The organism is Serratia sp. D1N4 (assembly GCF_054552755.1).
In genome coordinates this window covers 699,457-712,068 of record NZ_CM137274.1, presented here as the reverse complement: position 1 = coordinate 712,068, position 12,612 = coordinate 699,457, and the positions used below count along the sequence as shown (strand labels likewise).

The 12,612-nt window shown below is 47.6% G+C and carries 11 protein-coding genes; 10 read left to right on the top strand and 1 reads right to left on the bottom strand.

Features of this window, described 5'->3' with window-relative positions:
- The first annotated feature begins 29 nt into the window (after positions 1-29).
- The 10 genes from ACX1CU_RS02985 (at position 30) to ACX1CU_RS02940 (ending at position 11,212) form a co-directional block, all read left to right on the top strand.
- A complete protein-coding gene (locus ACX1CU_RS02985) occupies positions 30-2,183 on the top strand; it encodes a carbon starvation CstA family protein (protein WP_459401158.1) in 2,154 nt (717 codons plus the stop codon).
- A gap of 191 nt (positions 2,184-2,374) precedes the next feature.
- The gene (locus tag ACX1CU_RS02980) at positions 2,375-2,578 is read left to right on the top strand and encodes a YbdD/YjiX family protein (RefSeq protein WP_459401157.1); all 204 of its coding nucleotides are present in this window, start codon (positions 2,375-2,377) and stop codon (positions 2,576-2,578) included.
- Between the two features lie 22 nt (positions 2,579-2,600).
- Complete coding sequence (gene yjiA, locus ACX1CU_RS02975; RefSeq protein WP_459401156.1) at positions 2,601-3,578, top strand: GTPase; 978 nt, start codon at positions 2,601-2,603, stop codon at positions 3,576-3,578.
- Positions 3,579-3,714: 136 nt separating this feature from the next.
- Positions 3,715-4,638 (top strand): LysR substrate-binding domain-containing protein, encoded by a 924-nt coding sequence (locus ACX1CU_RS02970; RefSeq protein WP_459401155.1) that lies wholly within the window; start codon positions 3,715-3,717, stop codon positions 4,636-4,638.
- An 890-nt stretch (positions 4,639-5,528) separates the two neighbouring features.
- Entirely contained in the window at positions 5,529-6,137 is a 609-nt protein-coding gene (locus ACX1CU_RS02965; protein ID WP_459401154.1) for a helix-turn-helix transcriptional regulator, read from the top strand.
- A 203-nt stretch (positions 6,138-6,340) separates the two neighbouring features.
- A complete protein-coding gene (locus ACX1CU_RS02960) occupies positions 6,341-7,264 on the top strand; it encodes a LysR substrate-binding domain-containing protein (protein ID WP_459401153.1) in 924 nt (307 codons plus the stop codon).
- A gap of 296 nt (positions 7,265-7,560) precedes the next feature.
- A complete protein-coding gene (locus ACX1CU_RS02955) occupies positions 7,561-7,743 on the top strand; it encodes a filamentous hemagglutinin N-terminal domain-containing protein (protein ID WP_459401152.1) in 183 nt (60 codons plus the stop codon).
- Positions 7,744-8,053: 310 nt separating this feature from the next.
- On the top strand, positions 8,054-8,686 hold the full coding sequence (locus tag ACX1CU_RS02950; RefSeq protein ID WP_459401151.1) for an OB-fold-containig protein: 633 nt from the start codon (positions 8,054-8,056) through the stop codon (positions 8,684-8,686).
- Between the two features lie 57 nt (positions 8,687-8,743).
- The gene (locus ACX1CU_RS02945; RefSeq protein ID WP_459402711.1) at positions 8,744-10,495 is read left to right on the top strand and encodes a flotillin family protein; all 1,752 of its coding nucleotides are present in this window, start codon (positions 8,744-8,746) and stop codon (positions 10,493-10,495) included.
- Positions 10,496-11,062: 567 nt separating this feature from the next.
- Entirely contained in the window at positions 11,063-11,212 is a 150-nt protein-coding gene (locus tag ACX1CU_RS02940) for a hypothetical protein (protein ID WP_459402907.1), read from the top strand.
- Positions 11,213-11,273: 61 nt separating this feature from the next.
- Here the strand turns inward: ACX1CU_RS02940 and ACX1CU_RS02935 are convergent, their stop codons facing one another.
- Positions 11,274-12,608 (bottom strand): type II toxin-antitoxin system HipA family toxin, encoded by a 1,335-nt coding sequence (locus ACX1CU_RS02935; RefSeq protein WP_459401150.1) that lies wholly within the window; start codon positions 12,606-12,608, stop codon positions 11,274-11,276.
- Between the last annotated feature and the right edge of the window lie 4 nt (positions 12,609-12,612).

Sequence of the window (12,612 nt, the reverse complement as noted above, 5' to 3'; positions counted from 1 at the left end):
TTTTTGCAGATAGGAATAAGGACACCTCAATGAAACGCGAGGGAATTTTAAAACATATCCCATGGATATTATTAGGAATACTGGGTGCTTTCTGCCTGGGCGTGGTGGCATTGCGCCGTGGCGAGAGCATCAGTGCGTTGTGGATCATCGTGGCTTCGGTGGCGGTGTATCTGGTGGCGTATCGCTACTACAGCCTCTACATCGCCACCAAGGTGATGCAACTGGACGCCACCCGCGCCACACCGGCGGTGGTGAATAACGATGGCCTCAACTATGTGCCAACCAACAAGAACGTGCTGTTCGGCCACCACTTTGCGGCAATTGCCGGTGCTGGCCCGCTGGTTGGCCCGGTGCTGGCGGCACAGGTCGGCTACCTGCCCGGCACGCTGTGGTTGCTAGGCGGCGTGGTGTTGGCGGGGGCGGTACAGGACTTTATGGTGCTGTTTATCTCCTCGCGCCGTAACGGTGCTTCTTTGGGCGAGATCATCAAAAAGGAAATGGGCCCAATACCTGGCACCATCGCGCTGTTTGGCTGTTTCCTGATAATGATCATCATCCTGGCGGTATTGGCGCTGATCGTAGTGAAAGCCCTGGCAGAAAGCCCGTGGGGCGTATTCACCGTCTGTTCCACCGTGCCAATCGCGCTGTTTATGGGCGTGTATATGCGCTTCCTGCGCCCTGGTAAGGTGGGTGAAGTGTCGATCATCGGTATCGTGCTGTTGATCGCCTCCATCTGGTTCGGCGGCGTGATCGCCCAAGACCCATACTGGGGCCCGGCGCTGACCTTTAAAGACACCACCATCACCTATACGCTGATTGGTTATGCCTTTATTTCTGCCCTGCTGCCGGTGTGGCTGATCCTGGCGCCGCGTGATTATCTGGCGACCTTCCTGAAAATCGGCGTGATCGTCGGGCTGGCGATCGGTATCGTGATCCTCAACCCTGAGCTGAAAATGCCTGCGGTGACGCAGTTCATTGACGGCACTGGCCCGGTGTGGAAAGGCACCCTGTTCCCGTTCCTGTTTATTACCATTGCCTGCGGCGCCGTTTCTGGCTTCCACGCGCTGATCGCTTCCGGTACCACACCTAAGCTGCTGGCCAGCGAAACCCATGCGCGTTTCATTGGTTACGGCGCGATGCTGATGGAGTCCTTCGTCGCGATCATGGCGCTGGTAGCGGCTTCAATCATCGAGCCTGGCCTGTACTTTGCCATGAACACTCCACCGGCTGCGCTCGGCATCACCATGCCAGACCTGCACCGCTTGGGGACCGAAGATGCGCCAATGATCATGGCCTCTCTGCGTGACGTAACCGCCCATGCAGCGGCTACCGTCAGTTCCTGGGGCTTTGTGATTACCCCAGAGCAGATCCTGCAAACCGCCAAAGACATCGGCGAACCTTCGGTACTGAACCGTGCCGGTGGCGCACCCACTCTGGCAGTCGGTATCGCTCACGTGTTCCACCAGGTCATCCCTGGTGCGAATATGGGCTTCTGGTATCACTTCGGTATTCTGTTCGAAGCGCTGTTCATCCTGACCGCTCTGGATGCGGGCACCCGTTCCGGCCGCTTTATGCTGCAAGACTTGTTGGGTAACTTCGTCCCGTTCCTGAAGAAAACCGATTCGCTGGTGGCTGGTATTGCCGGTACTGCGGGCTGCGTTGGCTTGTGGGGTTACCTGCTGTATCAAGGCGTGGTCGATCCGCTCGGCGGCGTTAAAAGCCTGTGGCCGCTGTTCGGCATCTCCAACCAGATGTTGGCTGCCGTAGCGCTGGTCCTGAGCACTGTGGTATTGATCAAGATGAAGCGCACCAAGTACATCTGGGTGACCGTGATCCCAGCCGTTTGGCTGCTGATCTGTACTACCTACGCGCTGGGTCTGAAGCTGTTCAGCGACAACCCGCAGTTGGAAGGCTTCTTCTTCCAGGCCAGCCTGTACAAAAACAAAATCGCCGAAGGTGGTACTGAACTGACCGCCCAGCAGATTGCCAACATGAACCATATCGTGGTGAACAACTACACCAACGCCGGTTTGAGCATTCTGTTCCTGCTGGTGGTCTACAGCATCATCTTCTTTGGCATCAAAACCGCCATGGCAGCGTACAAAAACCCGCAACGTACCGATCAGGAAACGCCATACGTGCCGGTTCCTGAGGGTGGCGTCAAAGTTTCGTCGCACCACTGATGGTGATTTAATAGATACCCTGCATAATGAAAGCTAATTAATACCCAATGGATTTCAAGCCACAGCTAGGCGACAAGATCGTTAATCCCCAGGAGCTGACTCAGGTCAGTGACTGGGGTTCACGAACGCAGTCAACAACGCTGTGGTTTGAAAGACGAAGGGTATAGGGTATTTTTCTTTGGAGAAGAACCATGTTCGGCAACCTTGGCCAGGCAGGTAAATATCTCGGGCAGGCAGCACGCATGTTAGTGGGCGTGCCTGACTACGATACCTATGTCCAGCACATGCAAGACAATCATCCGGATAAACCGATGATGACTTATAAAGAGTTCTTCCGTGAACGCCAGGAGGCCCGCTACGGTGGCAATGGCAAAGGTGGCATGCGCTGCTGTTAGTGAACATCAATAAGGACAAAAGATGAAACCCATCGCAGTCACCATCCTGACGGGCTTTTTGGGCGCGGGTAAAACCACTCTGCTGCGCCACATTCTGAACGAAAACCACGGTTACAAGATTGCCGTCATCGAAAACGAATTCGGTGAAGTGCCGATCGACAACGCCCTGATTGGCGATCGCGCCAGCCGCATCACCACCCTCAGCAACGGCTGCATCTGTTGCAGCAAATCCAACGAGCTGGCGGATGCGCTGCTGGACTTGCTGGATGCGCTTGATCAAGGCCAACTGGAGTTTGACCGGCTGATCATCGAATGTACCGGCATGGCCGACCCCGGCCCGATTACCCAGACTTTCTTCTCGCACGACGTCATCTGCGAACGTTTTCTGCTGGATGGCATCATCACGCTGGTAGATGCGGTGCATGCCGAGCAGCAACTGAACCAGTTCACCATCTCGCAGGCACAGGTAGGCTATGCCGACCGCATTTTGCTGACCAAAACCGATGTTGCCCCCAACAACGAAGCACTGATCCAGCGTTTGCAGTTAATGAACGCCCGCGCACCGATTTATAACGTCACCCAGGGTGATATCGATCTGGCTGTCTTATTCGATATTGAAGGTTTTGTGCTTAACGATCGCCTGAACGTGGCTCCTCCGGCACCGCTGTTTCGGCGTATCCCGCAGCCACAGAATAATATCCGGTCGATTGTGGTGTATCACGACCAACCACTGGAACTGATGCAAATTTCCGCTGTGATGGAAAGTTTGCTGCTGAAATTCGCTGATAACCTGCTGCGCTATAAAGGTATATTGTCGATTAAAGATGAATCACGTCGCTTACTGTTCCAGGGCGTACAGCGCTTGTATAACGCCGATTGGGATCGCGAATGGTTACCGGACGAACCGCGCCAAAGCACGCTGGTATTTATTGGGGTCGACTTGCCCGAGGAAGAGATTCGCGGTGCATTTGCGGCGTTGGAAGGGGAGTGTATGAATTAAGGGCTTTTTCGCCGCAGGCAAATCCTCCGATCAAACAACTCCCTGCTATACTTTTGGCATATTCCCCCGTTTTTAGCGGGGCGTGGGCGCATGGATGCTTCATTGTTTTCTTCTTAAACGATGCGGAAGGTGCCTTATGCCATACCTACCCAAGATAAATCATCTGAGAGTCTTCGAAGCCATTATTCTGCACGGCAGCATCCGGGCTGCCGCTAAAGCCCTGAACCAGACACAACCTGGTATAACGCGTACTCTCCAGGAGCTCGAAGCAACGCTCGGCGCAACGCTAATGGTCAGAGGATCCCGCGGTATAATCCTGACTGATGCCGGAAGGATCTTCGAAAAACGGATGAAGTTGGTGCTATATGAGTTGGAGCGTGCTGTAAACGAAATAAAACAAATTAATCAATCACAGCATGGAACCGTTTCATTCGGGTGTTCACATCTCAAGACACTGAGGATTATTCCTAGTGTTATGCAGCGCATTAATAAAACCTATCCCAAAGCTCAAATTTCTCTTTTTGAGGGGCAACAGTCTGAGCTATTACCCTCGCTGCGCGTGGGTAGACTGGACTTTTTTATCGGCATCATTTCCGAAGAGATATCTTTGGGCGAATTTATCGAAGAGCCCTTGATGACTTGCCCATTTGGCGTTATTGCCAGGAAAGGGCACCCCCTGGCGCACTGCACTTCACTCGAAGAATTACGCAACGCCAAGTGGTATCTCCCCGTAGCCGATGCCGGGTATTACAGCCATCTTGAAGCGATCCTTTTTCCCTCAGGGAAGGGGCCTGAAAACATGATATTGAAGGGGGATTCCTTTACTGTCGGTGAACGACTGGTGCTGGAGGCGGATTATCTGGTGATTGCTCCGCTGGCGATGCTCGATATCGATTATATGAAAGATCGATTTTGCATCATCCCTGTGAAAGAAAAATTCCCTCATGGCCAATACAGCCTACTCTATCGTCAAGATGCGTCTTTGACCCCGCTAGCCAAACATTTGATCAGCGAAATTCGCCTGGAATGCGGCAAGCAGGTGATTCAGAAAATAAACTGACCGGCTCAGGCACGCGCAATTCAGAACTATTGCGGCAGGTAATTTAAACATCAGCTCTACAGAAGCGGCTGAAAAGCGCAGGCTTTAATTTGAGTACTGTTCACACATGAAATATGCGCCTATCGCTTCCCGTAGAGCCTCACCATTGATCGCGGTGCTATGGCAGCCCCAACTATACCCAAAATAATTCGAGTTGCTTGTAGGCGGCAACTGAGAGAGGCCCTAGGAGCATAGATAAACTATGTGACTAGGGTGAACGAAGGCAGCCAACACCCAAGCAACTTGAAGTATGAAGGGTATAACCACCAGCAACACTGATGAATAGTGAAGAAATATGTTGGTTTTATCAAACACGGCTAATTTATTCTATTGATAGGTCTGGAGATTATCTGGCTTAGTATTTCCCGTAAATAGTCTGCATTACAGTGTGCCATTAAGCGGTGAAGTACCGCAAAAGAACGTTAAATACTTCTCTCAGCTACCGGGATTTACAGCGCGCGTAAAAATGCTGTTTTCTTACCAAATTTAGTGATTTCATGTAAATCCCCCCAATTTTAATTGAAATTATTTTTTTATCACTCTGTTTAATAATGAATTTAACCAATAAATGCTTTTTTTGCATCACACAAAACAAAATATCATCTTCCCACTACCCGAGATAAATCCTATAGTGCATTTACATCACTAGAGGGAAGTAACTTTTTCCCTCCGTAGAATTTTTCCCCATACAAAAACAGGAATGATCTCAGACACCATAAATTTCATTATTGCTCTAAAACACATGCATAATAAAAATTGGTTAGACACACGTCAGAGAGGCAGCCTATTACAGGTGGGCAAAACCACCAATTCACAGCTCAATATGCTCGTGAATATAAGGAATGAAAAACATGGAAAGTATAAAAATATTACTGCAGTGCCCTTGTGAATTTACTCGCGTTGGAATGATGGGTTTATTAAACTCCCACTATCCCGACTCGAAAAATAACATGATAGTCAACGTCAGCAGCCTTGAGCAAGCTGAAGATGTGTTAGTCATGAATACTAGCCTGGATATTATCATCCTGACATTAAGCAGTCTTTATTACAATGCCGTTGAGCTACTGGATGTACTGAGTCGTCGTATTCCTCTACATCATCCTGATAGTAAAATAATTATTTTTACAGATAATAAGTGCATCGGGGCATTAAAACGCCATCTGAAAGGGCTAGAGAATATTGGTACCATTCTGGAAATTAATGTGCCTATTGAAAAAATAAAGTGTGAACTATCAAAAATGGGCAAACCAGAAAAAGCATTAAACAAACCAGTAGCCAACGTAACTTGCGTGCTCTCTGCACGCGAATTAACAATACTCAAAAAATTACTGCATGGAAAAAGCATTTCGCAAGTGGCAAAAGAGCTTTCTCTTAATTACAAAACCATTAGTCATTATAAACGCTCGGCAATGAGTAAATTGGGAATTAGGACTCTTCACCCGCTGTTTATTCCCTTTTGAAAGCAAAGCTGACTATTTGGCCACATGAGATAACATTTTAATCAAGATAGTGTATCCCATCATGTTTTTATGCAACTCACTTTAATCAAAGTGGAGTAAACACTCCAGAAAGCCCAATTAAAACCAGGTTAATTGACACCTATAAAAAATATCAGAAAATTTTCTTATTAATTTTAATATGTTGTAGATGGAATATAATAAAAATGGATAGATTTCTCGTGACACGCTTACCCAAAATTCACCAGATCAATATTTTTCTAAAGATAATCGAATGTGGCAGCATTCGTGCAGCAGCGATTGAACTCAAGCAAACTCAACCCGGTGTCACGAGAGCGATAAAAGAACTCGAGAAAACATTAGGCAGCCCATTATTTATTCGGGGCAGCCGCGGCATTGTCCTCACGGAGATGGGCCGGATTTTCGAGAGCCGTGCGCAACTCATCATGAAAGAACTGGAACGAGCCGTTAATGAGATCGAAATCATCAATGGGGAATCGCAAGGTGCTGTAACATTGGGATGTTCATCATTATTGCCCTTCACGATCCTGTCATCCTCCATACAGAGATTTCAGCAGCGTTATCCTAATGTAAAAATCTATATCACCGAGGGACAGGTATCAGAGCTGCTTCCCGCCTTGCGTGAAGGCGAGTTGGATTTTATTATCGATGCCATATCTGCAGATTTTACGCTTAGTGATATCACTATAGAGCCATTTTTTAAGACATCGGCGCATATTTTCACCAACAAGAAACATCCACTGGCACACTCTACCTCACTGGAGGATCTTAAGTATGCCAACTGGTGTCTGCCTTCATCAAAAATTGGTTATTATGACAAGCTAAACTCGAAACTTTTCTTTGACGCTCACGAAAGACCTACGACCGTGGTACGCTCCAACACCATGATCATGGCATTGCAGATGGTATTAAATGAAAATTATCTTACCGTGGGTGCCAAAGAGATGCTCAAGGTCCCCTATTTCAATAAAGATTTACACCCTATATTGATAAAAGAGACATTACCCGATATTGACTATAGTTTTATTTACTCTCAGCGCTTCCCTTTGACTCAGATAGCGAGAAAGTTTATCAACAAATTAAGATATGAATATGATGATTATCAATAGTAGTCATCAACCCAGCGAATGCAAAGAGTTTGCTTATAAATTTTCAATCAGGTTTATTTAACGGCGTGAGGGATAGTTTTATTTATGTGATTTTTATAGCATGAGAAATTAGTCCCCAGTTATTTTTCACTTTATAATAACAACAATAAATCATAGATAGCACTAAAGCGTTAAACTAAATCACCAGCAAGCAAAGCAACGACAAACTGGCAACCGAGTGGCAGAGTTTTAATATTACCGAAGGTAACAAGGTTAGCCTAACAGCAACTCGATTGCGCTGAACCGAAGGTTCCAAAGTGACAGGGAAACTGAACACCGATGATCGCGTATTTCTGGTCAACCCGAGTGGTGTACTGTTTGTCAGCAACACCCAGGTTAACGTCAGTGGGCCGATGGCTTCGACTCAATACTTGACCGGTAGCTGGAATACTGAATGGTATGGCAACAGGCTGCACAGGAGTTTGAGAGCCCATCCATAATTCTATTATCTGCCTGTGCTACTCGTCGCGTGCTTGTGACCCAAGCCTGTTGCCTCAGCCTCTTCGCCTGCTTTAAGCTGACAAGCGCCTATTATCTGAACCCAAAATAATTATGCTTATGTTATCCTCACTGCCCACATGGTAATCTCTTCGTTTTATTCTGGCTTGGTCAGGTTTATTCATGAGTCGTATAGCTGATAACCTCGTCGCTATCATTGATACACTATGCGGGATGGTGCCAACCAGCCGCTGATAGCCCAAGACACGCAATATTGCATCACTGTTAATTTTTCGAGTAAAGGAGTAGGCAATGTTTTTCCTGATGCCTGAGAATGTCATTTTTCTCGTCAGTTTTGCGCTTGTTTTTGTGATTGGATTAGTTGAAATACTGGCCATTATCTGTGGCATGAGTCTTTTCGCTCATGTAGATGCTCTTTTCCCATCAGATATTGATGCTAGTGATTCCATTTTTGCACAAGGGCTTGACTGGTTGAATAGAGGAAGAGTCCCTTTCCTTATTCTGTCCGTTCTTTTTTTATCCTGTTTTGCAATCGCTGGCTTTGTTATTCAATGGTTAAGTCTGACCGTAGCACACTCACTACTCCCAGGTAGCCTTGTTGCGCTCCCTTCTATTGTGTTCACCATTTTTATGGTGAAAAAAGCCAGTGGGTTGCTCGCAAAAATTATTCCGCCGAATGAAACCAGTGCCATATCTGAAGATCTTTTTATTGGATGCATGGCCGTTATCGTGGGAGGGACGGCCAGCACCAACTCCCCTGCTCAGTGCAGGCTGGTGGATAAATTTAATCAGACTCACTATCTGCTCGTGCAGCCTGAAAAGGAAGATGAAACATTCTTAGCAGGAGATAAAATCCTGATAACTGCACGACTTTCCTCTTCTCTGTTCCAAGGGATGAAAAACCCATGGCCAGAGCATTTATAACATTACATTGAGAATATTTAATTAAATTAAGGATTAATTATGGGTGCATTGAATAACATGGATAGTTTATCTTTTTTTGCTAGCATTGCTGGCTCAGCTCTGGTTGTCTTATTTATCATCGGCCTAATATTTTCCCGGCTATATAAGAAGGCATCTGCAGAGCAATCCTTTGTCAGAACGGGGCTTGGTGGATTAAAGGTGGTACTGAGCGGTGGTTCTCTTGTCCTCCCCGTTTTCCATGAAATCATTCTGATCAATATGAATACGTTAAAGCTGGAAGTCAGTCGCTCTTTGCGGGATAGCCTGATTACCAAAGATCGTATGCGTGTGGATGTTGTCGTGGCTTTTTTCGTACGTGTAAAACCGACCGTTGAAGGTATTTCAACAGCAGCACAAACACTTGGGCAGCGTACTTTATCACCTGAAGATTTACGTATTCTGGTGGAAGATAAGTTTGTTGATGCGCTGCGTTCTACAGCATCCCAGATGACTATGCAGGATCTACAGGATACTAGGGAAAAATTTGTCCAAGGCGTTCAAAATACCGTTGCCGAAGATTTGACCAAGAATGGTCTGGAACTGGAAAGCGTCTCCTTGACTAACTTTAACCAGACATCAAAAGAATACTTCGATCCTAATAATGCTTTTGACGCCGAAGGGTTAACCAAGCTTACGCAGGAAACAGAACGTCGCCGCCGGGAGCGCAACGAAGTTGAACAGGATGTTGAAGTGGCAGTTCGTGAAAAAAACCGTGATGCACTTTCGCGTAAGCTGGAAATCGAACAGCAAGAATCCTTCATGTCTTTAGAGCAGGAACAACAGATCAAAACCCGCACGGCGGAGCAAAATTCAAAAATCGCGACATTTGAAGCAGAACGACGTCGTGAAGCCGAACAAAGCAGAATTATGGCCGAGCGTCAGATTCAGGAAGCTGAGATCGAAAGTAAGCAGGTGCTCAAAACCCGCGAAGTTGAAGCTAACCGTGAAATCCAGGTCAAAGAGATTGAACAAACTCGCGTCACTGAAATCGCACAGCAGGATAAAGCGATTGCCATAGCCGCAAAATCCGAGCAGCAATCACAGGCGCAAGCACAGGCGAACAATGCACTATCTGAAGCAGTTAAAGCCGAGCAAAACGTAGTGACTACACGCGAAACTGCCGAAGCCGATCGTGCAAAACAAGTTGCCTTGATCGTTGCCAGCCAAGAAGCAGAGACCAAAGCAGTCCAGTTAACGTTGAATGCGCGGGCTGAGAAAGAAGCAGCAGAACTGCAGGCAGCAGCCATTATCGAACTGGCTGAGGCCACACGTAGAAAGGGGCTGGCAGAAGCAGAAGCGCAACGCGCACTTAACGATGCAGTTAATATGCTGTCCAGCGATCAAACCAGCCTCAAATTTAAACTGGCACTCTTGCAGGCTCTGCCTGCCGTTATCGAGAAATCGGTAGAACCGATGAAGGCGATTGAAGGGATCAAAATCATTCAGGTGGATGGCTTGAATCGGGCTGCAGCAACTAATGCATCTGGAACTGGCGGTTCTGTTGCAAGCGGGAATCTTGCTGAGCAGGCTTTATCTGCCGCACTATCATATCGGGCACATGCACCTATTCTGGATTCCCTACTGCAAGAAGTGGGGCTCTCTGGTGGTTCATTAAATGCGCTTACGGCGGCATTGCCACAACATACAACGGTGAGCTCTGATGTAGAACCTAACGCTCCGGCAGTAGCATTCCCTGCCGATAACTCCACCTTACCTACCAAACAGGCAGCATCCGGTCAACATGAGCCATTAATCGAATCTGCAGTTTAATACCCTGTCATCCGCCAACCTTCGGCCCGATATCTACTCCCTCTTCGGATATCGGGCCGGAGGTTGGTCACCATACGCCACGGGTGCAACCTGGTAAAGGCTGGGTTGACGCTTACCTTTAATCAATGCTTTTTGTTTATCGATAAGGTTGTCCTGCACGTTTTTATGTCGATGCCATGGACATGTCACGTCATCATGTTTAAAAAATCACATTTCATCGACACATAGCCAGAACGTGTCGATGTTGTAAACATGTTAGGGCCATATGTTTAAAAAAATAATTTTTATCGACATATACTAAGATGTACACCGTAGGTCTGCTAAAGCGCCGCTGTCTTCACATCGTTAATCAGGGTTGCCCCGCTGCAAGCCAGGTTATCTATACCCAAAATCTCTAATGTCTAATAAACGCCGCTGGCTACGCTCTTCTATGCCGAAAGGCATCTGCTAGCACCGGAACTGCTGCGTTTGGTGCGCGGCGTCACTTTTACTTGTGAAAGTGACGCCGCAGCACGGACCCACTTCAGCCTTAGAGATAGCTGCACCCGCGCCCTGGTTAGGGACGATATGAAAGCGATGGGATTTGATGTGTCCAAGAAGTTTGCCCGTTGGCTGGACAAGCTGGAAAAAGACGGCTTGTTCTCATTCGACGGTGAGCACATCACACCGTTACCGCACCGAAACAAGGTGGGGGAAGAAGTGGGGGAAACGTTATGATCGCTTGCCTTGCTCACTCACCGTTTTATGACTGCCCTGCCTGGAGGACAAATGGCTCCTCTTATTTATGATGCAGTTCCTGTAACCGACCACACTGCTGCCGCATACCATCAAAAACACATTCCGCAAGCTCTGGTGGAAACGACTCTGGCAGCAACGCAGATACACGTTCAATAACCACAGGTGTTCTGGATATGATTTCATCCATCATTGATTCAACCTGCCGTCTGCCCAGACCGGTTAATTCCCCCTGCTTGATCCAATGCCGCCGTTGAATTCTGTACAACTGGTAATAATTACTGCTACCACGGACTGCCATTGCCAGTTTGCACTTCTGCCAAGAAATCTGGTTATTGCCAGGGCCAATGACTGGCCATGCCGATAAAACATCATACAGAGGCGTAAGGTGATAACGACCTTGTGGCTCAATAGCGATACTGAAATTTTTGGCATGCCCATCTGTGGCCGCTATCAGCCAGAAAATAATTTGCGCCATAAAGAACAACGCCTTGTCCCGTTCAGCCTGGTCTGAATGACTCAGTATGGCCATAATATCGGCAATACCCAGCCCACCATCAGACTGGTATTTTCGTAGTGGAGAAATCCCCAGAGCCTGACACATATCCTCTTGTGGCAAGCGAACGATCCATTGCCGATCGCCCGACCATCTCCTATCAAAACGCTCAACAATCAATGCCTTCTGCTCTTCAAACTGCGCAACCTGCGTTTTTGCCACGGGGAGCCCAAACTCCTCAAGGATCCAAGAACATAGCCATTCATTTTCAACCGACGTACTCATATTCGCTTTCATATTACCAACCAGCCCGAGTGGTAACTTGAAAATATGCGTCGTTGGGGTGCTACCTTCTGGCAAACACCATTGTTCTTCATGCCGCAGTAAAGCCGTTTTTTCTTGTGCTCCGGCAATTGATAAGCGCAAATCGTCAGTATCATCCTGCCGACCAGGTAACAAAGCTGCCGTGGTATTACGCAATCTTGTGGCGATCTCTGCATCAGAAAGCGGACGATAGTTTATGGAGAATAAATCTGTGGGTTCTTCATCAACATTCAGTAACTGTATCGCACCAACACAGTCTCTTCCCAACTCAGCCAACAGATCAAAAGGCTCAAGGCTTGCTGCCTGGTAACGCATGGCTAAACGCCTGCGAATACCTTCGCTGTCAGGCAATAAATTATCAAAATAGTCGCGTACCACGTTGCCGCGCCAAAGCTGATTGCCGGGAGTGAAAAGCAAAGAGAGCGATAAAGGTCTGCCCTGTTCATCAGCAATCCATTCCGGGAGGTATTGCAGCCGATCTTCGCCTCTGACCTTTTCCCAGAATCCAACCTGGATCCCATTCATCCATATCGCTAAACGCTGTTGTGTACGACGCATATCA